Here is a 23,166-nt window from a genome sequence, read left to right as displayed (position 1 = left end):
TGTCAAGGGGTTGTGCGCCCCGCGCAGAAAAGCGACCATCGTTCGGTGACTCGTACAGGGCGAGCGCCGAACGACCGCGCAGGGGCGTGGTCGGTTCCGAGTCAGGGGATCCATGACCACCACTCCGTCGACCGTCGCACGTGCGCGCCGACTCCCACGCTTCGCCGGCGCCGTCATGGCGCTGGCCCTCGCGGCGGGGGCGCTCGTCGCCACCGCCGAACCCGCCGCGGCGTCCGCAGTGTGGGTCGGGTCGGTCCCGGCCGGCACGAAGCTCCTGCCCGGTGACCAGGTGACCTCGCAGAACGGCCAGTTCCGGCTCATCATGCAGGGTGACGGGAACCTGGTCGAGTACGGCATCGGGAACCGCGTGCTGTGGGCCTCGAACACCGCAGGTTCCTCGAACGTCTACGCCGTCGTGGGGCGGGACCGCGCACTCGACATCATGCGCAACGGCAAGCGCGTGGCGCGCTGGGCCTCGGCCGGCCGAGCGAACTCGACTGCGCTGGCCGTGCGTGCGGACGGCACCATGGCGCTGCTCGCCGGCACCTCCGTCGTCGTGAAGTGGAACACCTTCCAAGACCGGATCGCCTCCGGTGGTGCCCTGCTGAGCGGCACCGTCCTGCGCTCCGACGCGACCACCAACCGCACGCTCGAGATGCGCGCGGACGGCAACCTGGTGCAGCGGGTGAACGGTGCAGTGGTCTGGCACACGAAGACGGGTGGCCACCCCGGAGCCTGGGCCGAGCTGCAGAAGAACGGCAACTTCGTGATCTGGTCGAAGGACCCGGCGCGCAAGGTCGCACTGTGGACGACGAAGACGACCACCGCGGGCTCGAGCAACCTGCTCCTGCAGGTCGACGGCAACCTCGTGATCTACGGGGCGAAGGACACCCGCGTGTGGTCGAGCCGCCCCGTGACCGGGCTCGCCTGGCCGGTGAAGGGCACGAAGATCACCGGCAGGTACGGCGACGACCGCGGCGCCGGACACGTCCCGCGCTACCACCAGGGCACCGATGCCCCGGTCCCGGTCGGCACCCCCGTGTACGGCGCGGGAACCGGAACGGTCACGAAGACCGTGGCGAACGACGCCTCGTACGGCAACTACATCGTCGTGACCTACGGCATGACCACGGTGCTCACCGCCCACCTCAGCAAGATCGGGGTGAAGAAGGGCCAGATCGTGAAGCTCGGCACCGAGATCGGGAAGTCCGGCAACACCGGGCAGTCCACCGGGCCGCACGTGCACGTCGAGATGCGGCGCAACGGCACGCTCGTCGACCCGTTGAAGAACATGCACTTCCGCTGATCCGGGGCCGCTGGCGTCGCTCCACTTCGTGAGCAGAAATGGTCGGGTCGCCTTCGGGCACCCGACCATTTCTGCTCACGAAGTGCGGGCGGGGCAGCGCGGTTACCCTGACGGGATGACATCGCGCGGCACGACCCGGGCCGGGGGTGGGGCCGACGCAGAGGCCGTGCTCGTCGCCTTCGCGCGCTCCAGCGGGGACGTCGCGGCGGCGCGCCGGGTCGCACGGCGGTTCGAAGGCCTGGACGACGGCGAGCGCTCGGCTCTGCTGTGGAGCGAGGACGACGGCGCGAAGCTCATCGCCGTGCTGCTGCTGGTGCAGGCGATGCGCGAGCGCCCCGATCCGGAGCTGACCGACGAGTACCTGTCGGCGGCGAAGGCCGAGCGCTTCGACGACCCGGCGCTGGTCGACCTGGCAGCCGAGGAGCTCGTCGGTGCGCCGCTCGTGGGCGGCTCGACGGGGCCGTTGTTCGCGCTCGTGAAGTCCGACGTGGCGATGGTGCGCCGGATCGCGGTCGTGGCGACCCTGGCGTTCGCCAAGCAGGGCGACGCCGAGGTGCCGCTCGGGATCGCCGGACGCCTGGTGCGGGAGCGGAGCGACACCGTGCAGTCGGCGCTGGGGTGGGTCCTGCGCGAGACGGGCAAGCGCGCGTCGGAGCCGGCCCTCGTGGCGTTCCTCGAGAAGAGCAGACGGTACCTGACGCCTGCGGCACGCCACACGGCGACCGAGCACCTGCCGCCGACGGAGCGCGACCGCCTGCGGGGCTGAGCACGAACGACGCTGACAACCAACTGTGCAGTCGGTTCTACCGACCATGTGGTCGGTTAGTGTCACGGGGTGACCGAAACCACCCCGAGCACCAGCACCGCCCCGATCCACCGCGCCTCCGTCCGTGAATGGGCGTCCCTCGGCGTCCTCACCCTGGCCGTCGTGCTGCTCGCGATCGACGGCACCGTGCTGGCCCTCGCCGTCCCGTCGCTGACCGCGGACCTCGACCCGACCGCGACGCAGGTGCTCTGGATCGGCGACGTCTACTCGTTCGCGCTCGCGGGGCTGCTCGTCACGATGGGCAACGTCGCCGACCGGATCGGCCGGAAGCGCCTGCTGCTCATCGGCGCGGTCGCGTTCGGCCTGGCCTCGGCCGCCGCGGCGTTCGCACAGACGCCCGAACTCCTCATCGCCGCGCGGGCACTGCTCGGCATCGCCGGAGCGACCCTGATGCCGTCGACCCTGTCCCTGGTGCGCACGATCTTCCGCGACGCCCGGCAGCGCACCACCGCGATCGCCGTGTGGTCGGCGGGTGCGACAGGTGGTGCCGCCGCCGGACCGCTCGTCGGCGGTGCGCTGCTCGAGCACTTCTGGTGGGGCTCGGTCTTCCTCATCAACATCCCCGTCATCGTCGTGATCGTCATCGCCGGCGCGATCCTGCTGCCCGAGTCGAAGGGCGGCGCGCGCACCCCGATCGACCTGCTGTCCGCCGTCCTCTCGGTGCTGGCGATCGTGCCGCTCGTGTACGCCGTGAAGCACGTCGCCGGGCACGGGTTCGACTGGACGGTGCCCCTGACGGCGCTCCTCGGCATCGGCGCCGGCTGGTGGTTCGTCCGCCGACAGAAGCGCCTCGCGACGCCGCTCATCGACCTGCAGCTGTTCCGGATCCCGGCGTTCTCGGGCGCCGTCGTCGCGAACTCGCTGTCGGTCTTCGCACTGAGCGGTCTGCTGTTCTTCTTCTCGCAGTACCTGCAGCTGGTCCGTGGGTTCACGCCGCTGCTCGCCGGAGCGGCCGAGCTGCCGGCGACCCTGGCCTCGATCGCGGTGATCGCGATCATCGGGCTGCTGTCCCGGCGGGTCGGACCCGGCCGGTCGATCGGCCTCGGCCTGGCGGTCGCCGCCGTGGGCATGGCCGGCCTCGCGTTCGCCGAGGGGCTGCCGACGTACTGGGGCATCGCGATCGCGCTCGCCGTGGTCGGCCTGGGCGTCGGGGTGTCGATGACCCTGGCCACCGACGCCGTCGTCGCCGCGGCACCGCGGGAGCGTGCTGGTGCGGCCTCGGCCATCTCGGAGACCGGGTACGAACTGGGCGTCGCGCTCGGCATCGCGGTGCTCGGCTCGCTGCAGACCGCGTTCTACCGGTCGAACCTCGACGTGACGAGCGGTGCGGTCAGCGGCGGTGTCGGCGACCGGATCCGTGAGTCCCTGGCGTCGGCGTCCCAGGTCCTGCAGGACGGCGACCCGATCCTCGAACACGCTCGGCACGCCTTCACCGGCGGCATGCAGCTCGCCTCGATCTGCGCGGCCGTGGCGCTCGCCGTCGCCGCCGCGGTCGCACTCCGGGTGATCCCGAACCGGCAGGATGGACCGCATGAGCACTGAAGGTCGTCATGAGCACTGACGGCACCCGCGATCGTGAGCGCACCCGCCAGGCGGTCCTCGAGGCCGCCGAGCGGCTGCTCGCCGAGCGCGGCACCCGGGTGAGCGTCGCCGAGATCGCGGCGGACGCTGGCGTCTCCAAGAGCGGCCTGCTCCACCACTTCCCGTCGAAGGACGAGCTGCTCCTCGCCGTCGCCGCGCACGGTCTCGCGACGTTCAAGGACGAGGTGCTGCGGCACGTCGACCTGGCTGAGAACCGCCCTGGCAAGGTCCTCCGCGCCTACGTGCGGACCCTGTGCGGCGGCAGTCAACGCGCCATGGAGGTCTTCTCGCCGACGGCGCACTGGACCGGTCTGATGGCGGTGCCAGGGGTCGAGGCGGTCGTCGCCGCGGACGCCGAGGACTGGCGCACGGTGTTCGCGCGCGACGGCCTGCCCGAGGACCGCACGTTGGTCGTCCGGCACGCGGCCGAGGGGCTCGCAGCAGCTGCCGCCATGCCGCCGTACCTGGACGCACGCGAGCTCGCGGTCGCCCGTGACGCGCTGCTCGCCCTGGCAGAACCCGCCTGACAACCCGGCCAGGAGGCCCGGTGCGCGGCCGCCCCGCCGGTCACCTGGGCAGGCGGCCGGCCCGACCCCCGTGGTTCAGTCGGTGTCGTCGGCCTAACCTGGGGCCATGCACACCGAAGTGCCCCGGATCGACGCCACACTCGTGGAACGACTCGTCGCGATGCAGTTCCCCGAGTGGAGCGGGCTGCCCGTGCGCGAGGTCGACCAGCAGGGCTGGGACAACCGCACGTACCGACTCGGCGACGCGCTGTCCGTCCGGCTGCCGAGCGCCGCCGGCTACGTGCCCGGGGTCGAGAAGGAGCAGGACGTCCTGCCGTACCTGGCACGCCGGTTGGACGTCCCGGTCCCCGAGCCGGTCGGCCTGGGGGAACCGGGCGAGGGGTACCCGTTCCCGTGGTCGGTCCGGCGGTGGCTCGACGGGACGGTGGCCGCACGTGCGGTCGACCTCGACCACGAGCGCTTCGCCGCCGACGTCGGCGCGGTGCTCCGGCAGCTCCGGAGCCTCCCCGCCGCCGGGGGCCCGACCGCCGGCGTGCACTCGTTCCACCGTGGCGAGCACCCCTCGGTGTACGGCACCGAGGTCGTCGCGGCACTCGACACCCTGGGCGCGCCGGTCGACCGTGCGGCGTGCGAACGCATCTGGGACGACGCGGTCGCCACCGCGTGGGACCGTCCGGGGGTCTGGTTCCACGGGGACGTGGCGCCGGGCAACCTGCTCGTGGACGACGCGGGTCGCCTCGCCGCCCTGATCGACTTCGGCACGTGCGGGGTCGGTGACCCGGCCTGTGACCTCGTGCTCGCGTGGACGTTCCTCGACCCGGTGGCGCGCCCGGTGTTCCGCGAGGCCGTGGGGCTCGACGCCGATGCGTGGGCGCGGGCACGTGGCTGGGCGCTGTGGAAGGCGCTCATCATGCTCGCGGGCAGCGCCGGTCCGGGCGACCGCGCAGAGCACGAGCGCGTGCTCGCCACGGTGCTCGCGGATCCCGTCGTCTGACCGGGCGGCGGAGCCCCGAACCCAGGCGGGGCTGTGAACGCACCACGGGGCGGGCGCGTACCGAGGAGGGAGAAGCGAGCCGTGCCTCCCGGCCGGCCCGAAGCGACCACGAGAGGAACGCGACGTGCGCGCACTGACCTGGCAGGGCACCGAGAAGGTGTCCGTCGAGACCGTCCCCGACCCGACCATCCAGGAACCGACCGACGCGATCGTGCGGATCACGTCCACGGCGATCTGCGGCTCCGACCTGCACCTGTACCGGGTCCTCGGCCCGTACATCGACAAGGGCGACGTCCTCGGCCACGAGCCCATGGGCATCGTGGAAGAGGTCGGCAGCGCCGTCACGAACCTCAAGGTCGGTGACCGGGTCGTCGTCCCCTTCAACATCTCGTGCGGCCACTGCTGGATGTGCAAGAACGGTCTGCAGTCGCAGTGCGAGACCACCCAGGTCACCGAGTACGGCTCCGGAGCGGCGCTCTTCGGCTACACGAAGATGTACGGCCAGGTCCCCGGCGGCCAGGCCGAGTACCTCCGGGTCCCGCACGCGGACTACGGGCCCATCGTGATCCCGGACGACGGCTCGCCCGACGACCGGTGGCTGTTCCTCAGCGACATCCTGCCCACCGCGTGGCAGGCCGTGCAGTACGCGAACGTGCCCGAGGGCGGCACGCTCGCCGTGCTCGGACTCGGCCCCGTCGGCCAGTTCGCCGCCCGCATCGGCAAGCACCTGGGCTACCGCGTGCTCGCCGTCGACCCCGAACAGGTCCGACGCGACCTGGGGGCGAAGCACGGCGCCGAGGTCTTCGACCTGACCAAGGACACCGTGCCGGAGCTCGTCGACCTGACGGGCGGCCGCGGCCCGGACGGGGTCGTCGACGCCGTCGGCATGGAGGCGCACGGCAACCCCGTCGCCGGCTTCGCCCAGCGTGCGGCCGGGCTGCTGCCCGACGCCCTGGCGCAGAAGGCGATCGAGGTCGCCGGCATCGACCGGCTCGCAGCCGTGCACGCCGCGATCGACCTGGTCCGTCGCGGCGGCACCGTGTCCCTGAGCGGCGTCTACGGCGGCATGGCCGATCCGATGCCGATGATGACGCTCTTCGACAAGCAGATCACCATCCGCGAGGGACAGTGCAACGTGAAGCACTGGATCGACGACATCATGCCGCTCGTGCAGGACCCGTCGGACCCGCTCGGCACGCTCGACCTGACCACGCACCGGGTGTCGCTCGAGGACGCCCCGCACATGTACGAGGTGTTCCAGAAGAAGCAGGACGGCTGCGTGAAGGTCGTGCTCGACCCGGCCCTGGCCGCCGCCTGATGCGGATCGTCGTCGTCGGCGGGACCGGCAACGTCGGGACGGCGGTGCTCCGTCGGCTCGCGCAGGCGCGGGTCGCGGCGCGGGCGGACGGGGGCGACGACAGCGTCGAGATCGTCGGTGTGGCGCGGCGGCTGCCGGACGTGCACGCGGAGCCGTACGGTTCCGCGGTCTGGCACGCTGTCGACATCGGCGCGTCCGACGCGGTCGGCCAGCTCACCGCGGTCTTCACCGGTGCCGACGCGGTGATCCACCTGGCCTGGGCGCTGCAGCCGACGCACGACATCCCGCTGCAGTACCGGACGAACGTCACCGGCACCGCGAACGTGCTGTCGGCCGTCGCTCGAGCGGGGGTCCCGCAGGTCGTCGTCGCGTCGTCGGTCGGGACCTACCGGGGCGTCGACGCCGCGGGCAAGCGCACCCCGGTCGACGAGAGCTGGCCGACCGACGGCATCCCCACCGCGACGTACTCGATCCACAAGGCCGCGAACGAAGCGGCGATGGACGCGTTCGAGGCAGACCATCCGTCCGTGGTCGTCACGCGGCTGCGCCCCGGCCTGATCTTCCAGCGGGACGCCGCCGCCGAGATCCGCGGGCTGTTCCTCGGGCACCTCGTGCCGATGTCGATCGTGCGCTGGATCCGGTGGCTCGTGCTGCCCCTGCCGTACCCGTTCGTGTTCCAGGCGGTGCACGCCGACGACGTCGCCGACGCCTACTGGCGGACCGTCGCCCAGCGGGCCGGCGGAGCGTTCAACATCGCCGCGTCGCCCGTGCTCAACCCGCCGCGGTTGGCCAGGGCCTTCGGCATGCTCGGTGCCGTCCGGATCCCGCTCGGGCTGCTGCGCGGGATCGTGACGCTGACGTGGCGGCTGCGGTTGCAGCCGACGGACGCCGGCTGGATCGACATCGCGGCCGGGGTGCCGATCATGCGGACCGACCGTGCCCGGTCGGTACTCGGATGGGAGGCCCGGCACACCTCCGAAGACGCGTTGCGTGCGCTCGTGGCCGGGTTCGCGGACGGTGCGCACGTGGCCGCGTCGGATCCGCTGCGGGGGTAGCTGGGCTGGGCTGGGCGGGGGCTGGCGGGGCGTACCGGGTGCTTTCGGGCGTGCCGGGTGCTTTCGGGCGTACCGGGTCGGAAGTTTCGACCAGATACGCCCGATTCCGCTTTCCATCGCGGGTGTTCTGGGAAGGAACGGGCGCTCGGGTCGCGCTACGCTTCGCTCGTCGTTGTGAGAAGGGGGAGCGCGATGGTGCTCAGTTGGTCGGCGTTCAGTGAACTCGAGGGACCGGGCGGCTCGGGGATGCCCGACCTGTTCGGCGGTTGGTTCGGCATCGCGTTCGGGGTCGTCGCAACCCTGATGATCCTCACCACCCTGACGATCGTCGTCCTGACGCTCTACCGGGGCAAGCGGATGGCCGACCGCGGTCAGAACCCGCTCACCATGCAGGAGGACATCGCGTACCAGGCGATGCAGAGCCGGACGCTCGCGCCCGAGAAGCCGCTCGAACAGCGGCTCGCCGAACTCGACGACCTGCACGCTCGCGGTGTGATCTCCGACGAGGAGCACCGGGCGGCGCGAGCCGAGGCCCTGCGCGGATGATCGCCTCCGAGGAGCTGCACAACCCGCTCATCCCGCAGCTGTACGACATCCTGTGGAGCGTGGCGATGGGGCTCATCGTGGTCGCCGTCGTCGTCACCGTGTGGATCGCGGTCGTCCGGAGCCGTCGCTCGAACGGTGCGCCGCGCACGCTCCGCGAGCAACGCCTTGCCGAACTCGACGACCTGCACGCCCGCGGTGTGATCTCCGACGAGGAGCACCGGGCGGCGCGAGCCGAGGCCCTGCGCGGTTAGCCTGGGGCGGTGCTGCTGCCGACGGACCTGCTGGGGGACTGGGTGCTCCGCCGGACCCTGGACGACCGGCGTGCCGGCGTGCAGGGCGAGGTCACCGGCACCTCGACACTGACAGCGGTCGGCGCGGACGAGGTGCGCTGGGACGAAGCGGGCGTGATGACCTTCGACGGTCGGACCACCCCGGTGTCGCGGACGCTGACCGTCCGGCGCGGCGATGACCACGCGTGGACCGTGCACTTCGCCGACGGCCGGGTGTTCCACGACTGGGTGTGGGGCGCGAGCGTCGCCCACGCCTGTGCTCCGGACGACTACACCGGAGCGCTGGACGGCGACGAGCAGCGGTGGACCGTGCGCTGGGAAGCCCGGGGCCCGGCGAAGGACTACCGGCTCGACAGCGTGCTGGAGCGTCACCGGCACGCGTCAGACTGAGTCCATGGCACGTTCCTCCGGCACCGACGCCCCGCGCATCACCCTGACCGAGCCCGTCGACCTGCAGGATTGGGTCCCCGGACCCGGCGACGTCCTGACCGGTGACCGCATCGAGGGGAAGTGCATCGGCGTGCTCGACCTGACCGGCGAGCGCCTGCCCGACCTCGAAATCGAGGAGTGCGTCATCGACACGCTGCGGGGCGACGGCGCCGACTTCCGTGGTCTGCGGGTGCACGACTCGATCATCGACACGCTCGACGCCCCCGTGCTGCGGGCGTCGAGCAGTTCGTGGCGCGAGGTGCGGGTGTCCGGCGGTCGCATCGGTTCCGGCGAGCTGTACGACTCCGGGTTGAACGGCGTCGAGTTCGTCGGGATGAAGTTCGGGTTCGTGAACCTGCGCGGATCGACGCTCACCGACGTGGTGTTCCGCGACTGCGTCATCGACGAGCTCGACATCGCGGACGCGAAGCTGCTCCGGGTGTCGTTCGAGGGCAGCAGCATCCGCGACGCCGAGGGCTCCAACACCCGGATCGACCACGTGGACCTGCGGGGTGCTGACCTCGACCGGGTCGAGCGCCTCGAGGGGTTCCGCGGTGCGACGATCGGCGCCGACCAGCTCTACACGCTCGCCCCGCTGCTGGCGGCGCAGGCGGGCTACCGCGTCGACTGACGGACCGCGGCCAACGCCGCAGCGAGGTCGGCCTGCACCAGGTCGCCGTGCGCGGCCGCTCCCGCCTGGACCCCGGCGGCCGCGGACGCGATCACCGTCGCCATCGGAGCCGCCACGTTGCCGGCCGCGTACACGCCGCGCACCGAGGTCTGCCCGGCCGGATCGACGGTCAGCGCGCTCGCGTACCGGAAGTCGCCCATGAACTGGTCGGTCGCGACCAGACCGAGGCCGGACAGGAAGTCCACGCGCGCCTCAGCAGTGCTCGCCGCGGCCAGGGCGTCGAGTTCGACGACCTCGCCGGAGCCGAGCGTGACCCCGGTCAGCATGCCCTCCGACGAACGGACCTGCGTGACCGTGTCGTCGACGACCTCGATCCCGCGGGCCAGCAGACCGGCCCGCGCGGTGTCGTCGACGAGTGCCGGATCGGTGACGAACGCCGTCACGTCCTCGCTCAACGCCCGGAACATCAGCGCGTGGTGCACGCCGTTCGGTGTCGTCACGAGCACGCCGATGCGCTGGTCGCGGATCTCCCACCCGTGGCAGAACGGGCAGTGCACGACCCCGCGCCCCCACTGCTCGGCCAGGCCCGGCACCTGCGGCAGGACGTCCACGGCGCCGGAGGCGACGACGAGCCTGCGGGCGGTGACGACCGTGCCGGAGTCCAGCGTGACCGAGAAGCCGACCGGGTCGGTGCCGTCACCCGTCGTGGCGGACGCGGCCACGATCCTCCCGGCCGTCACCTCGACGCCGTAGGCGGCGACCTCGTCGCGACCGATCGCGGACAGCTCGGCGGGGGCGATGCCCTCGCGCCCGAGGTAGTTGTGAGCGCCGGCCGACGGCGCGTTGCGGGGCTCGCCCGCGTCGACGACGAGGACGGAACGGCGGGAACGCCCGAGGACGAGGGCGGCGGAGAGGCCGGCGGCTGCTCCGCCGATGACGATGACGTCGTAGTGATCACGCATGCAAGGAGCATGCGGCCCCTGCGGTACGAACGGCAAAGAACCTTGCTGATGTGGCAAAATGGGCAGTATGCCCCACGGCCCGCAGGAACCGGTCACGCCGCGCACCACCGCGCAGGTCGTCGACGGAGTGGGGCCGCGGTTGCGCGCGCTCCGTGCTCACCGGGACGTCACGCTCGCCGCACTGTCCGAGCAGACCGGGGTGTCGGTGAGCACGCTCTCGCGGCTCGAGTCGGGGCAGCGCAAGCCGACCCTCGAACTGCTGCTCCCACTGGCGCGGGCGTACCAGGTGCCGCTCGACGACCTGGTCGGAGCGCCCCAGACCGGAGACCCCCGGGTGCACATGAAGCCCGAGGTGCACGGCGGCCGGGTCGTCGTGCCGTTGACGAAGCGCACCGGCGGCGTGCGGTCGTTCAAGCAGCTGTTCCCACCGAACACACCGGGCGGCGAACCGTCGCTCAAGACGCACGAGGGCTACGAGTGGCTCTACGTGCTGTCCGGCCGCCTGCGACTGGTGCTCGGCGAACACGACCTCGACCTCGGGCCGGGTGAGGTCGCCGAGTTCGACACCCACACCCCGCACTGGATGGGCAACGTCACCGACTCGGTGACCGAGGTGCTGTGCCTGTACGGGCCCCAGGGGGAGCGGGCGCACGTGCGGTCGAGACCGACGCGCTGACCGCCCGGTCTACGCCGTGAAGACGTGGTCCACGACGTCGTCGAGGAGCCCAGAGGTCTCGATGTTCGACTGCTGGATGTGGATGCCGATGTCACCACGCGTGAAGTAGGTGTCCCCGTCGGTCACGGGGTACTGCTCGTTCTTCGACACCTTCTGGCACTGGTAGCCGTCGGCCTGGTCAGCGCAGTCGTAGCCGTCCGCCGAGAGTTTCTCCAGCTCCGTGCTCGCCGTCGCCGCGTCGACCGTGTCGACCGCGATCGACAGGTACGAGATGTCGGCCTGCGGTTCCCGCCACACGCAGTACAGAGGCTTGCCGTCGGCCTGCAGGACGGGGGTGAAGGCGCTCTTCGGGATCGCGATCGGGTCGCCGACGACCGACGGGTCGTTCAGCGGGGCCGAGGCGAAGGCCTCGTCCCACTCGCCAGGGGTGATGAGGTCCGTGCAAGCGGCCGGCACCGTGCCGGCGTCGTCGGTCACGGGGGCAGTGGTGCCGGTGTCACTCGGGCTGGCGCTCGGTGTGCCGGTGCTCTCCGCCGTCGTCGCGGACGGCGTGCTCGGCCCCGCTGGTGCGCTCGGGGCGCAGCCCGACAGGGCGAGTCCGATCGCCAGTGCCGCCGTCAGCGTCGCCGTGATCCCGGATGTCGTCGTGCGCGCTGACCGCCGCATCGCTCCCCCTCGTTCGTCGTGCGGACGTGCCCGCACGATCGAACGTAGGCGGACGTGCTGACGGCGTCCGCAAGCGTCACCGTTCCGTGACCCCGTCAGCGCGTGCGCCACCCGCGACGCACCCGCAGCCCCGCGCGCACCCGGCGCGCCCACCGACGCACGGGGTTGGCCCGCCGCCCGTTCACGCGGAACGTGTGGAAGGCGCGTCGCGTCCGCAGCAGGGCGGACGGGAGGCCCGACAGCGGTCGCGCGGACACCTGCACCGTGAGCACGGGGTCGGCCACCACCCGCCAGGCCGGGTCGAGCTGCATGCTCAGGTCGACGTCGTCGTGCACCTCGGGGTCCTCGCGGTGCGCTCGGCCACGGACTGCGTCCCAGGTCCACCGCCGCATCGCCATCGCGGAACCGAACAGCGGTGGGCGGCCGAGCGCGGCCCACATGAGCGCGAAGTACGGCCGCATGTAGACGGCGTCCCACAGTCGGCCGATGAGCGGTCCGCCGTCGTGCGGACACCCGGGTCCGGTCACCGCGACGACCGACGGATCGGCCAACAGGCGCACCGCGTCGGCGATCCACCCCGGCGGCGGGACGGAGTCGGCGTCGAGCCGGACGAGGACGTCCCCGGAGGCCCGGTCGTAGCCGCGCGCCGAGGCCCGGGCGATGCCGCGGATGCGTTCGGTCAGCACGATCGCCCCCGCTGCCTGGGCGACCTCGGCGCTGTCGTCCCGGCTGCCGTTGTCGACCACGACGACCTCGTCGGCGAGCAGCGTCTGCACCGCGAGGGCGTCGAGACAGCGTCGCAGGTGCGCAGCGTCGTCGCGCACGGGGATGACGACGGAAACGCGGACCATCCTCCGATCCAACCGGAGGTCCGCTGTGCGGCCACGCGGTAGCGTTCCGGGCATGGACCGGACCGACGAACTCGCCGTGGAGCTCCGGCACGCGATCGGTCGCGTCGTGCGTGCTGCGAAGCGGGAGGCGGACTCGCTGCCGACCGCCCACGCGACGACCCTCGGGTTCCTCGAGCGCGAGGGGCCGATGCCGATCGCCGAGCTGGCACGTCGCCGGGCGGTGAAGCACCAGGGGCAGTCGCGCACGGTGGGGGAGCTCGCCGACCTCGGGTACGTCGAGCGGACGGCGTCGGACACCGACCGTCGCGTGTCGGTCATCCGCATCTCCGACACCGGCAGTGAGGTCCTCCGCCGGGACATGCTCGCGCGGGCCGACTGGTTGGCCACGGCGATCCGCGAGGAACTCGACGACGAGGAACGCGCGGCCCTCGAACGCCTGCCCGGCATCTTCGAACGGTTGGCCCGGCGCGCCGACTGAGTGCTCCCTCACCCGGATCGGCCACCAGAAGTACAACACAGTTGTAGTGTTGTCGGCATGGAGCTGACGAAGTACACCCACGCCACCGTCGTCCTCGAGCAGGACGGCACCACCCTCGTCATCGACCCGGGTGCCTTCACGCCCGAGGCTGCTGATCTTGCCGGCGCTGCCGCCGCGGTCCTCATCACCCACGAGCACGCCGACCACTTCGACGTCGACGCCGTCCGTGCCGGGCTCGACACGAACCCGTCGCTCGTGGTCCGCGGGCCGGCGGCGATCGTCGAGCAGCTGGGTGACCACGACGGCCGCGTCGCTGCGGTCCGTGCCGGTGACGCGTTCGAGGTCGGGCCGTTCTCGGTGCAGGCCTTCGGCGAGGAGCACGCGGTCATCCACCGCGACATCCCGACGATCGCGAACGTCGGCTACCTGGTCAACGGTGCCGTCTTCCACCCGGGCGACGCGTACCTCGAGCCGGGTGTCCCCGTGCAGACGCTGCTCCTGCCGACCAGCGGTCCGTGGACGAGCACCGCCGCCGCGGTCGACTACGTCCGGTCGGTGGCGCCGGAGCGTGCCGTGCAGATCCACGAGGCGATGCTGAGCGACCTCGGCCAGCAGTCCACCGCGCGGTTCCTCGGCTCGGACGGTCTCGGACCGGTGCCGGTCCTGATCCTGCCCGCGGGGGAATCGATCACCGTCTGACGGACGCGACCGTGCTCCTGGGAGGCGATCCGCGCCTCCCGGGCAGCATGGAGGGATGTCCGACGCTCCCTCGACCGCAGTCCTCTTCGACATCGACGGCACGCTCGTCGACTCGAACTACGCCCACATCGACGCCTGGTGGCGCGCTGCCCGCGCAGCGGGTGAGTCCGTCGACGCCTGGCGGATCCACCGCGCGATCGGCATGGACTCCGCGAAGCTGCTCGAGACGCTGCTGCCGGACGCGTCGGACGAGACGCGCGACACCGTCAAGCAGTTCCACACCGCCTACTTCGCCGAGCACATGCCGCAGCTGCGGCTGCTGCCGGGCGCCCGTGACCTGCTCCGTGCGGTCGCCGAGGCCGGGCACGCCGTCGTCCTGGCGACGAGTGCGCCGGAGCACGAACTGATGCGGCTGCGTGAACTGCTCGACGCCGAGGAGTGGCTCACCGCGGTGACGAGCTCCGAGGACGTCGAACAGGCGAAGCCGGACCCCGGGATCATCCAGGTGGCGCTCGACCGGGCCGGTGTGCGTGCGGACGCTGTCGTCATGGTCGGTGATGCGATGTGGGACGTCGAATCGGCCGGACGCGTCGGGGTGACGTGCGTCGCGGTGATGACCGGCGGCATCGGCGGCGACGAACTCCGCGGCGCCGGCGCTGCCGAGGTCCACGACGACGCCGCTGCCCTGCTCGCCGCGCTGCGGTCCGGGGACGGCGCGATCGCGGCACTGGGTGGGCGCGCGTGAGCGTGCACCGCCGCCGGCATCCGTGACAGGATCGTCGACCGTGATCACGATCGAACGCGTGTCCTGGGACGACCCCCGATCCGTGCTGCTCCGTGCCCGCATGGACGACGAGATGCACGAACGCTACGGCTCGTCGAACGGCGACGAGGACCCGGCGATCACGGCCGAACGCAGCCGCGCGCTGTCCGTCGACCCGTCGACCGTCGTCGCCTCGGTCCTCGCCCTCGACGAGTCCGGCGACGCCGTCGGGCACATCGCGATCCGGCGGCTCGGCGACGAGGTCGAGCTGAAGCGGCTGATCGTGCTGACGTCCGCCCGTGGCAAGGGTGCCGCCACCGCACTGCTCGACGAGTGCGAGCGCATCGGCCGCGAGCTCGGCGCGCCACGGCTGATCCTGCAGACCGGTGACAAGCAGCCCGACGCGGTCGCCCTGTACGAGAAGACCGGGTGGAGCCCGATCCCGGTCTACGCGCCGTACGCGGCGACGATGCCGTGGTCGTTCTGCTTCGAGAAAGCGCTCTGAGCGTTCCGAACCGTATTGCACTCTCAGCCAGATAGTGCAATTCTTGCTCGGTGAACACCACCGAACGCACCCGCGCGCTGCGCCGACGCATGATCGTCGAAGCGCGTCGGGCGACGGTCGAGCACGGGTTGAGCGGCTTCACGATCGAGCAGCTCTGCGAGATCGTCGGGGTGTCACGGCGCACGTTCTTCAACCACTTCGCGTCGAAGGACGACGCCGTGCTCGGCATCGAGCTGCACGCCGACGTCGAGGCGATCGACGAGTACGCCGCGGGCGGCGTCGTCCCGACCGACCTCGATCCGCTCGACTCGATCATCGCGTTGGCGATCGACCAGCTCCGCCGCTACGGCATCGACCGGTCGGACGAGGCCCTGGTGCGCCGGGTCTTCGAGCGGGAACCGGCGCTCGTCGCGCGGTTCCTGTCCGCCACCGACGTGCAGCTCGCGCGGATCACCGCGGCGCTGCGACAGCGGTTCGGCTGGAGGAACCCGTCCGACCGCCGTGCGCGCCTCGTTACCGAGGCAGCGGCGGCACTGGCGAAGGTCACCGCCGAGACCTACTTCGACGACGCCTTCGACGAGGCCACCGGCCCGCCGTTCGACGAGCTGCTCACCCAGAACCTCCGCCTGATGAGGGCGGCCATCACCACCGGACAGGACTCCACACCATGAGCGCAACCGCGCCGGGCACCACCAAGCGTGCCCGCCCCGGCACCGACGGACCGCTGCTGCTGACACAGCGCCGGATCTGGATCATCTTCTCCGCGCTCATCGCGGGGATGCTGCTCTCCAGCCTCGACCAGACCATCGTCTCGACGGCGATGCCCACCATCGTCGGCGAACTCGGCGGCGTCGCGCACCAGGCGTGGCTGACGACCGGGTACCTGCTCGCCTCGACCATCGTGATGCCCGTCTACGGCAAGTTCGGTGACGTCCTCGGCCGCCGCAACCTGTTCCTCATCGCGATCGCCCTGTTCACCATCGCGTCGGCCGGGTGCGCCTTCGCCGGGGACTTCACGCAGCTCGTCGTGTTCCGCGCGATGCAGGGACTCGGCGGTGGCGGTCTGATGATCCTGTCGCAGGCGATCATCGCCGACATCGTGCCCGCCTCGCAGCGCGGCAAGTACCTCGGCCCGCTCGGTGCGATCTTCGGCCTGTCCGCGATCGGCGGCCCGCTCCTCGGTGGCTTCTTCGTCGACCACCTCACGTGGAACTGGGCGTTCTACATCAACATCCCGGTCGGCATCGCGGCGTTCTTCGTGGCGTGGTTCGCGCTGACCCTGCCGAACAAGAAGGCGACGAAGCGCATCGACGTGCTCGGCGTGCTCTTCATGTCCGCCGCGACCACCTGCCTGGTGTTCTTCTCGGAGTTCGGCGGCAGCAAGGACCACGGCTGGGATGCCCCCGAGACCTGGGCCTGGTTCGCCGGGCTCGTCGTCTCCGCCGCGCTCCTCGTGCTCGTCGAGTCGCGTGCGCAGGACCCGGTCCTCCCGCTGTCGTTCTTCAAGAACCGCACCTTCCTGCTCGCGACCGGCATCGGCCTGGTGCTCGGCATCGGCATGTTCGCCGCGATCGGATTCGTCCCGACGTTCCTGCAGATGGCATCTGGCACCTCGGCCGCGGTGTCGGGTCTGCTGATGCTGCCGATGATGGTCGGCCTGATCGGGACCTCGATCGCGTCCGGCAACCTGATCACCAAGACCGGCCGCTACCGGATGTTCCCGATCATCGGCACGGTCCTGGTCGCCATCGCGATGCTCGCGATGACCCAGCTCGCCGCGGCCACCCCGATCTGGCTGATCTGCGCGTACCTGTTCGTCTTCGGCGCCGGGCTCGGACTGATCATGCAGGTGGTCGTCCTGGTCGCGCAGAACGCCGTGCCGGCCGAACAGGTGGGCACCGCGACCTCGACGAACAACTACTTCCGCGAGGTCGGCGCCTCCCTCGGGACCGCCGTGTTCGGTGCGCTGTTCACGGCCCGGCTCACGACGTCGCTCACCGACGTGTTCACCGGTGCCGGCGGCTCGGCGACCGATGCGGCGTCGTCGGCGGGCAGCATCGACCCGGCGACCGTGGCGAAGCTGCCCGAGGCGGTGCAGGACGGCATCGTGAACGCGTACGCCGACTCGCTGGCGCCCGTGTTCTGGTACCTGCTGCCCTTCATCGCGGTGGCGTTCCTGCTCGCCCTGTTCCTGCCGCAGATCACGCTCTCCGACACGGCCGGCATGGTCGCCCGTGGCGAGGCCGTCGGTGGCGACGAGGCCGACGAGCTCGAGCGTGCGCAGCGCGAGGGCCGGGCGGAGTCCGGGTCGTCGGAGTCCGTGTCGTCGGGTGGTGAGACGCCGGCGTCCCGCCGGGACACCTCCGACTGAGCGAGACGCCGCCGGATCCCGCGGCGTCCTGCGGATCGCGGGGCGCGCTGTGGAGACGACGGCGTGCTGACGGGAGGCGCGGTGCCAGCTGGTGCCGCGCCTCCCGTCCGTCGTCCGGTCGCGCTCACTGCCGCGGCCGGCCCCGAGTCTCGGGCTCAGCGACATTATTCGTGCTCGTCGGCGCGAGAACTGTCGTCCAAGCCGAGTCTCGCCGCGCCGCCGCCGAGTCTCGCGGCGGGCGGGCGGGCGGGCGCTACGCGCCGGTGCTCGCGCGGCGCACCAGGCGGGTGGGGAGCGCTGCCGGCTCGGCCGCGGTGCCGTCGAGCGTCGCGAGCAGTCGCTCGGCGGCCGCGCGCCCGAGGTCGGCGCCGGGCAGGGCGACGCTCGTCAACGCGGGTGCCGTGACCGAGGACGACGGCAGGTCGTCGAAGCCGGCGACCGCGAGCTCCCCGGGGACCGCGATGCCCAGCGACCCGGCGACGCGCAGGACGCCGTAGGCGAGCGTGTCCGCCGCGGCGACGACCGCGGTGACGTCGTCGTCCTGCCAGGCCTCGATGACGTGCTCGGTGGCCGAGGCCGCAGCGTCCACGGTCAGATCGGCGCGGGCGGTGACCTCGGACACGGTGATGCCGGCGGCGGCGCACTCCTGCTCGAAGAGCTCGCGCCGCACCCCGAACGTCGTCGCTCGCGAGGTCCCGTCGAGGTACCCGACGCGACGGTGCCCCTGTTCGTGCAGGTGCGCGACGAGGTCGTGGACGCCGGGGGAGAGGTCGTAGTTGACGGCCTCGGTGCCACCCGGGGCGTCGAGGAGGACCACGGGCACGCTCGCCGACATCGACTCGCCGGCGGCCGGGGCGTCGACGAGGATGCCCGCCGGCCGGAGGCGTTCGAAACGGCGGACGTCGGCTGCCAGGGGCTGCGCGCCGCGCTCGGTGACCGACAACACGAGCTGGAACCGGTCGCCGATGGTGTCGCGCACGCCGCGGATGACCTCGGCGAAGAAGGGGTTCGACAGGTCGGGGGCGATGAGGACGACCAGGTCGCCGCTCCCGCGTGCCAGCGAGCTCGCGGCGTGGTCGACGACGTAACCGAGCTCGTCGACGGCGTCGCGCACCCGCGTGGCGATGGGGGCGGACACCCGGCCGCGGTCCTTGCCGTTGACGACCAGGGAGACCGTGGCGATGCTCGTGCCGGCGCGTTCGGCCACCATGGCAGCGGTCACACGGCGGCCCGGGGCGACGGATGAAGGCACGGGTCGATGCTACCGAGGACGCCTCGACGACTTGACGTCAAACGCTTGACGTGTTTCGATGTCAAACGCTTGACGCGCTGCGCGACGACGCTCTGTCGGACCGCGGATCCCCACCGCGTCGAGCACAGACCCCTCGATTCCCCGAAGAAGTGGAGCGCCCAGCGTGCCCTCGAAGATCATCCTCGACTGCGACCCCGGCCACGACGACGCCGTCGCCATCCTGCTGGCCCACGGCAACCCGGACATCGAGCTCCTGGCCGTCACCACCGTCGTCGGCAACCAGACGCTGCCGAAGGTCACCCGCAACGCCCTCGCCGTCGCGCGCATCGCCGGCATCACCGGGGTGCCGTTCGCCGCGGGTGCCGACCGGCCGCTGCTGCGCCAGATCGAGGTCGCCCCGGACATCCACGGCGAGAGCGGCCTCGACGGACCGATGCTGCCCGAGCCCTCGTTCGAGCTCGACCAGCGGCACGCCGTTGACCTGATCATCGAGACCGTCATGGCGCACGAGCCCGGCACGGTCACGCTCGTGCCGACCGGTGGGTTGACGAACATCGCCCTCGCGGCCCGCAAGGAACCCCGCGTCGTCGAGCGCGTCAAGCAGGTCGTGCTCATGGGCGGCGGCGTGCACGTCGGCAACTGGAGCCCCGTCGCCGAGTTCAACATCGTCATCGACCCCGAGGCCGCCTCGATCGTCTTCGACGCCGGCTGGGACGTCGTCATGGTCGGACTCGACCTGACGCACCAGGCCCTCGCCACCCCGGAGGTCGCCGCACGCATCGCCGCCGTCGGCACCGCCCCGGCCGCGTTCGTCGGCGAGCTGCTCGACTTCTTCGGCCAGACCTACAAGGACGCGCAGGGCTTCGACTCCCCGCCGGTGCACGACCCCTGCGCCGTCGCCTACGTCATCGACCCGACCATCGTCCGCGCCGTGAAGGTCCCGATCCACATCGAGACCCAGGGCACCCTGACGCTGGGCATGACCGTCGCCGACTTCCGTGCGCCCGCGCCGGAGGACTGCCGGACGAGCGCCGCCATGGAGCTCGACCACGAACGGTTCTGGGACCTGGTCGTCGACGCCCTCGAGCGCATCAGCGAGACCCCTGACACCGGCTGGACCCCGCGCGCCGCCACCACCAACGCCACCTCGACGGAGATCTGAGAACCATGACCACCACATCGACGAAGAAGTCGATCGGCGCCCTCACCGCGGCGCTCCTCGCAGCGTGCATCGCGTTCCAGCTCAACGCGAGCATGCTCAGCCCTGCGCTGGTCACCATGGCGCGCGAGCTCAAGACCGACGACGCCACGATCGGGCTCTCGCAGACCCTGTACTTCACGCTCGCGGCACTGTTCTCGCTGTTCCTGCCGCGCTTGTCCGACATCGTCGGCCGCAAGCGCGTCCTGATCGGCATGCTCGCCGTGATGCTCGTCGGCAGCATCGTCGCCGCGCTCGCGGTGAACGTGCCGATGCTGTTCGCCGGCCGGATCATCCAGGGCGTCACCGGCCCGGTCGTCCCGATCTGCCTGCTCGTCCTGCGCAACGAGATCGCCGACCCGAAGCGCTACGGCGCCGCGCTCGGTCTGCTCACCGCCGTGAACGGCGGCATCGCCGGCGTGGACGCGCTGGCCGGTGGCTGGATCGCCACGAACTTCGGGTTCCGCGGGATCTTCTGGGTCATCGCCGTCGTCACCGTCATCGCGCTGGCGCTCGTCGCCGTGTGGGGCGTCGAGTCGAAGCCCTCGGCCGGCACCCGGATGGACTGGATCGGCGTCGTGCCGCTCGTCGTCTCGGTCGGGGCGCTGCTCACCGCGTTCAACGAGGCCGGCAAGCTCGGTGCTGCCAACCCGGCACTGGTGATCGGTGGTGTCGTCGTCGCGCTCGCCGCCTTCGCGGTCTTCTGGGCGGTCGAGTCCCGCGTGAAGGAGCCGCTCGTCGAGACCCGGTTCCTCAAGCGTCGTGCCACGTGGGCGCTCCTCGCGACGACGTTCCTGACCATGACGGGCGTCTTCGCGGTCGTCAACGGCCTGGTCACGTCGCTCGCGCAGAACGGCGACGCCGGGTTCGGCATGGAACCCGACCTCGCCTCGCTGGTGTTCCTCACCCCGTACGCGCTGGTCGGCTGGATCGTCGGTCCGTTCGCCGGACGCCTCGCGCCGACCATCGGCTACCGCGCCGTGCTCCGCTTCGGCCTGATCGGCAGCATCGTCTCGACGGTCCTGATGGCACTGGTGGGCGTGCACTCGCTGCCGGTCCTGGTCACCGCGACCGTCCTGATCGGCATCACGTACGCGGGCATCGCGAACATCATCCTGAACGGCCTGGGCATCGTGCTCTCGCCGGAGTCGAACCCCGGCTTCCTGCCGGGCCTGAACGCCGGTGCGTTCAACCTCGGCGCCGGGGTCAGCTTCGCCGTCCTGCCGGCGCTGCAGATCGCGCTCGGGGTCGGCGGGTCCGCGGGCACCGCCGGGTACTCGGGTGGCATGCTGCTCGGTGCCGTGATCACGACCGCCGCGCTCGCGATCTCGTTCCTCATCCCCCGCCCGGAGAGCGCCGAGACCACGTCCGTCGCGCCGCAGAAGGAGACCGTCCGTTGACCCAGACCATCGTGATCGTCGGATCGCTCAACGCGGACCTGGTGGTCCGGACCGAGCGGTTCCCGAAGCCCGGTGAGACCCTGCACGGGTCCGACCTGGCGATCCTGCCGGGTGGCAAGTCCGCCAACCAGGCGGTGGCTGCCGGGAGGCTCGGGGGCACGGTCCGCATGATCGGTGCGGTCGGCGACGACGGGAACGGTGCGTTGCTCCGCGACTCCGTCGCGGCTGCGGGTGCGGACACCACGCACGTCGCCGTCCGGGAGGGCGTGGCCACCGGCACCGCAGTCATCACCGTGGACGCCGCGGGGGAGAACACCATCGTGATCTCCGCAGGCGCCAACGGCACGCTGACGCCGGACGACGTGCCCGCCGACGCCTTCGACGACGCCGGCGTGCTCGGCCTCTGCCTCGAGGTCTCGATCGACGTCGTCCTCGCCGCAGCCCGGGCAGCGCAGGCCGCCGGAGTCACGGTGCTGACGAACCTGTCGCCCTTCGGGGCCGTCCCCGCCGAGCTGCTCGAGCTGACCGACGTGTTGCTCGTCAACGAGCACGAGGCCGCATCGCTCGGCGAGCACGGTGTCACGCGCTCGATCGTCACCCGCGGCGGCTCGGGTTGCGTCGTGCACGACGGCGACGCGGACCCGGTGTCGATCGACGCCGTCCGGGTCGAGCCGGTGGACACCACGGGCTGCGGCGACGCCTTCATGGGTTCGGTGGCACTGCGGCTGGCGGCGGGGGACTCCCTCGTCGACGCCGCACGCTTCGCGGTGGGGGTCGGGGCGTACGCCGCGACCAAGGCGGGCGCGCAGGCCTCGTACCCGACCACGGCGGAACTCGAGGCGTTCCTGCGGGCGTGAGTCGGGCCTCCAGACGTTCCCCGGCCGCTAGCGTTGTGGCATGCGCGTGGGAGTCCTCGACATCGGGTCCAACACCGGCCACCTGCTCGTCGTGGACGCCCACGGCGGTGCCGCGCCGCTGCCGGCGTCCTCGTTCAAGCAGCCGCTCCGACTGGCCGAGCACCTCGACGACGCCGGCGCGGTGACGCCCGATGGCGTCGACGCGCTGACGCGGTTCGTCGCGGACGCCGTCCGCGTCGCCGAGGAACGCGGCTGCGAGGACATGCTCGCCTTCGCGACCTCGGCCGTGCGCGACGCGGTGAACTCCGACGAGGTGCTCGCCCACGTCGAGGCCTCGACCGGCGTCGAGCTGGCCGTCCTGTCCGGCGGCGACGAAGCGCGACTGACGTTCCTGGCCGTCCGGCGGTGGTTCGGGTGGTCCGCCGGACGCCTCGCGGTGTTCGACATCGGCGGTGGGTCACTCGAGATCGCCGGGGGAGCCGACGAGGCGCCGGACGTCGCGTGGTCGATGCCGATCGGTGCCGCACGGCTCGCCCGCTCGTACTTCGCCGCCGGCACCCCGACGGAGGACGACGTCCGCCGCATCCGGCACGAGATCCGGGTCGAGATCGCCCGCGACGCCGGCAAGCTGCTCCGCGCCGGGCGTCCGGACCGTGCCGTGGCGACCTCGAAGACCTTCCGGTCGATCGCGCGGATCTGCGGGGCGGCGCCCTCGGGTGCCGGTCCGCTCGTGCCGCGGGCGCTCGACGGCGACGTGCTCCGGTCGAAGCTGCCCGCGCTGCTGACGATGTCGGTCGACGAACTCGCGACGCTGCCCGGGGTGTCGGCGAGCCGCGCGCACCAGGTGGTTCCGGGTGCGCTCGTCGCCGAGGCCTGCCTCGACATCTTCGACCTGCCCGCGCTGGAGATCTGCCCGTGGGCGCTCCGCGAGGGCGTGATCCTCGAGCGGCTCGACCAGCTGTCGGTGCTGGGGACGCCGTAGCGT

At 71.7% G+C, this 23,166-nt stretch carries 26 protein-coding genes; 22 read left to right on the top strand and 4 right to left on the bottom strand.

Annotated elements, in window-relative coordinates; translation table 11 throughout:
* Positions 1 to 112: 112 nt before the first annotated feature.
* The 11 genes from ITJ60_RS19425 to ITJ60_RS17945 all read left to right on the top strand — a co-directional run bounded on the left by ITJ60_RS19425 (position 113) and on the right by ITJ60_RS17945 (position 9,503).
* The gene (locus tag ITJ60_RS19425; protein WP_194648933.1) at positions 113 to 1,306 is read left to right on the top strand and encodes a peptidoglycan DD-metalloendopeptidase family protein; all 1,194 of its coding nucleotides are present in this window, start codon (positions 113 to 115) and stop codon (positions 1,304 to 1,306) included.
* 115 nt (positions 1,307 to 1,421) lie between these two features.
* The gene (locus ITJ60_RS17990; protein ID WP_194648932.1) at positions 1,422 to 2,072 is read left to right on the top strand and encodes a DNA alkylation repair protein; all 651 of its coding nucleotides are present in this window, start codon (positions 1,422 to 1,424) and stop codon (positions 2,070 to 2,072) included.
* A 69-nt stretch (positions 2,073 to 2,141) separates the two neighbouring features.
* Positions 2,142 to 3,674 (top strand): MFS transporter, encoded by a 1,533-nt coding sequence (locus tag ITJ60_RS17985; protein WP_194648931.1) that lies wholly within the window; start codon positions 2,142 to 2,144, stop codon positions 3,672 to 3,674.
* 8 nt (positions 3,675 to 3,682) lie between these two features.
* Positions 3,683 to 4,240, top strand: a complete 558-nt coding sequence (locus ITJ60_RS17980; protein WP_194648930.1) for a TetR/AcrR family transcriptional regulator — start codon at positions 3,683 to 3,685, stop codon at positions 4,238 to 4,240.
* A 106-nt stretch (positions 4,241 to 4,346) separates the two neighbouring features.
* On the top strand, positions 4,347 to 5,234 hold the full coding sequence (locus tag ITJ60_RS17975) for an aminoglycoside phosphotransferase family protein (RefSeq protein ID WP_194648929.1): 888 nt from the start codon (positions 4,347 to 4,349) through the stop codon (positions 5,232 to 5,234).
* A gap of 124 nt (positions 5,235 to 5,358) precedes the next feature.
* Complete coding sequence (locus ITJ60_RS17970) at positions 5,359 to 6,552, top strand: zinc-dependent alcohol dehydrogenase (RefSeq protein WP_194648928.1); 1,194 nt, start codon at positions 5,359 to 5,361, stop codon at positions 6,550 to 6,552.
* Positions 6,552 to 7,607: an NAD-dependent epimerase/dehydratase family protein gene (locus ITJ60_RS17965; protein ID WP_194648927.1), complete on the top strand. Its 1,056-nt coding sequence runs from the start codon at positions 6,552 to 6,554 to the stop codon at positions 7,605 to 7,607. The genes ITJ60_RS17970 and ITJ60_RS17965 overlap by 1 nt, the downstream gene beginning before the upstream one ends.
* Positions 7,608 to 7,799: 192 nt before the next feature.
* Positions 7,800 to 8,153 carry an SHOCT domain-containing protein gene (locus ITJ60_RS17960; RefSeq protein WP_194648926.1) on the top strand — a complete coding sequence of 118 codons (354 nt, stop codon included), beginning with the start codon at positions 7,800 to 7,802 and terminating at the stop codon, positions 8,151 to 8,153.
* The gene (gene ccmI, locus ITJ60_RS17955) at positions 8,150 to 8,404 is read left to right on the top strand and encodes a c-type cytochrome biogenesis protein CcmI (RefSeq protein ID WP_194648925.1); all 255 of its coding nucleotides are present in this window, start codon (positions 8,150 to 8,152) and stop codon (positions 8,402 to 8,404) included. Before ITJ60_RS17960 ends, ccmI begins: the two co-directional genes overlap by 4 nt.
* A 9-nt stretch (positions 8,405 to 8,413) precedes the next feature.
* Positions 8,414 to 8,833: a DUF6314 family protein gene (locus ITJ60_RS17950; RefSeq protein WP_194648924.1), complete on the top strand. Its 420-nt coding sequence runs from the start codon at positions 8,414 to 8,416 to the stop codon at positions 8,831 to 8,833.
* A gap of 4 nt (positions 8,834 to 8,837) precedes the next feature.
* Positions 8,838 to 9,503, top strand: a complete 666-nt coding sequence (locus ITJ60_RS17945) for a pentapeptide repeat-containing protein (RefSeq protein WP_194648923.1) — start codon at positions 8,838 to 8,840, stop codon at positions 9,501 to 9,503.
* On the opposite strand, the gene ITJ60_RS17940 is transcribed toward ITJ60_RS17945, so the two are convergent.
* Positions 9,488 to 10,465: an NAD(P)/FAD-dependent oxidoreductase gene (locus ITJ60_RS17940; protein WP_194648922.1), complete on the bottom strand. Its 978-nt coding sequence runs from the start codon at positions 10,463 to 10,465 to the stop codon at positions 9,488 to 9,490. The two genes, ITJ60_RS17945 and ITJ60_RS17940, sit on opposite strands and share 16 nt — an antisense overlap.
* Before the next feature lie 58 nt (positions 10,466 to 10,523).
* On the opposite strand from ITJ60_RS17940, the gene ITJ60_RS17935 reads away from it, so the two are divergent.
* Complete coding sequence (locus ITJ60_RS17935) at positions 10,524 to 11,141, top strand: helix-turn-helix domain-containing protein (protein WP_194648921.1); 618 nt, start codon at positions 10,524 to 10,526, stop codon at positions 11,139 to 11,141.
* Between the two features lie 9 nt (positions 11,142 to 11,150).
* Here the strand turns inward: ITJ60_RS17935 and ITJ60_RS17930 are convergent, their stop codons facing one another.
* Together ITJ60_RS17930 and ITJ60_RS17925 are read right to left on the bottom strand one after the other, a co-directional pair.
* Entirely contained in the window at positions 11,151 to 11,807 is a 657-nt protein-coding gene (locus ITJ60_RS17930; RefSeq protein ID WP_194648920.1) for a hypothetical protein, read from the bottom strand.
* Positions 11,808 to 11,902: 95 nt separating this feature from the next.
* On the bottom strand, positions 11,903 to 12,658 hold the full coding sequence (locus ITJ60_RS17925) for a glycosyltransferase family 2 protein (protein WP_194648919.1): 756 nt from the start codon (positions 12,656 to 12,658) through the stop codon (positions 11,903 to 11,905).
* A 52-nt stretch (positions 12,659 to 12,710) separates the two neighbouring features.
* Between ITJ60_RS17925 and ITJ60_RS17920 the strand changes: the two genes are divergently transcribed.
* From ITJ60_RS17920 to ITJ60_RS17895, 6 genes are read left to right on the top strand one after another with little or no spacing between them, the layout of a single operon-like run.
* On the top strand, positions 12,711 to 13,136 hold the full coding sequence (locus ITJ60_RS17920; protein ID WP_194648918.1) for a MarR family winged helix-turn-helix transcriptional regulator: 426 nt from the start codon (positions 12,711 to 12,713) through the stop codon (positions 13,134 to 13,136).
* A 57-nt stretch (positions 13,137 to 13,193) separates the two neighbouring features.
* The gene (locus ITJ60_RS17915; RefSeq protein ID WP_194648917.1) at positions 13,194 to 13,835 is read left to right on the top strand and encodes an MBL fold metallo-hydrolase; all 642 of its coding nucleotides are present in this window, start codon (positions 13,194 to 13,196) and stop codon (positions 13,833 to 13,835) included.
* A gap of 55 nt (positions 13,836 to 13,890) precedes the next feature.
* A complete protein-coding gene (locus ITJ60_RS17910; RefSeq protein WP_194648916.1) occupies positions 13,891 to 14,580 on the top strand; it encodes an HAD family hydrolase in 690 nt (229 codons plus the stop codon).
* 40 nt (positions 14,581 to 14,620) lie between these two features.
* On the top strand, positions 14,621 to 15,103 hold the full coding sequence (locus ITJ60_RS17905; protein ID WP_307860909.1) for a GNAT family N-acetyltransferase: 483 nt from the start codon (positions 14,621 to 14,623) through the stop codon (positions 15,101 to 15,103).
* A gap of 50 nt (positions 15,104 to 15,153) precedes the next feature.
* Positions 15,154 to 15,774, top strand: a complete 621-nt coding sequence (locus ITJ60_RS17900) for a TetR/AcrR family transcriptional regulator (RefSeq protein ID WP_323749215.1) — start codon at positions 15,154 to 15,156, stop codon at positions 15,772 to 15,774.
* Complete coding sequence (locus ITJ60_RS17895) at positions 15,771 to 17,474, top strand: MDR family MFS transporter (RefSeq protein WP_194648915.1); 1,704 nt, start codon at positions 15,771 to 15,773, stop codon at positions 17,472 to 17,474. Before ITJ60_RS17900 ends, ITJ60_RS17895 begins: the two co-directional genes overlap by 4 nt.
* A 253-nt stretch (positions 17,475 to 17,727) precedes the next feature.
* Here ITJ60_RS17895 and ITJ60_RS17890 read toward each other — a convergent pair whose 3' ends face one another.
* Entirely contained in the window at positions 17,728 to 18,726 is a 999-nt protein-coding gene (locus ITJ60_RS17890) for a LacI family DNA-binding transcriptional regulator (protein WP_323749214.1), read from the bottom strand.
* A 163-nt stretch (positions 18,727 to 18,889) separates the two neighbouring features.
* On the opposite strand from ITJ60_RS17890, the gene ITJ60_RS17885 reads away from it, so the two are divergent.
* Genes ITJ60_RS17885 through ITJ60_RS17870 form a run of 4 tightly spaced genes read left to right on the top strand, consistent with a single transcriptional unit; the run spans position 18,890 to position 23,163 of the window.
* Complete coding sequence (locus ITJ60_RS17885) at positions 18,890 to 19,888, top strand: nucleoside hydrolase (protein WP_194648914.1); 999 nt, start codon at positions 18,890 to 18,892, stop codon at positions 19,886 to 19,888.
* A gap of 5 nt (positions 19,889 to 19,893) precedes the next feature.
* Positions 19,894 to 21,324, top strand: a complete 1,431-nt coding sequence (locus ITJ60_RS17880; RefSeq protein ID WP_123294886.1) for an MFS transporter — start codon at positions 19,894 to 19,896, stop codon at positions 21,322 to 21,324.
* Positions 21,321 to 22,181, top strand: a complete 861-nt coding sequence (locus ITJ60_RS17875) for a ribokinase (RefSeq protein ID WP_194648913.1) — start codon at positions 21,321 to 21,323, stop codon at positions 22,179 to 22,181. Before ITJ60_RS17880 ends, ITJ60_RS17875 begins: the two co-directional genes overlap by 4 nt.
* 40 nt (positions 22,182 to 22,221) lie before the next feature.
* On the top strand, positions 22,222 to 23,163 hold the full coding sequence (locus ITJ60_RS17870; RefSeq protein ID WP_194648912.1) for a Ppx/GppA phosphatase family protein: 942 nt from the start codon (positions 22,222 to 22,224) through the stop codon (positions 23,161 to 23,163).
* The last annotated feature ends 3 nt before the right edge of the window (positions 23,164 to 23,166 follow it).

The sequence above is a fragment of the Curtobacterium sp. VKM Ac-2884 genome (assembly GCF_015350945.1).
In the GTDB taxonomy this organism is placed as follows: domain Bacteria; phylum Actinomycetota; class Actinomycetes; order Actinomycetales; family Microbacteriaceae; genus Curtobacterium.
Note: the sequence above shows the minus strand (reverse complement) of the source record. Positions and strands in the feature narration are given on the sequence as shown.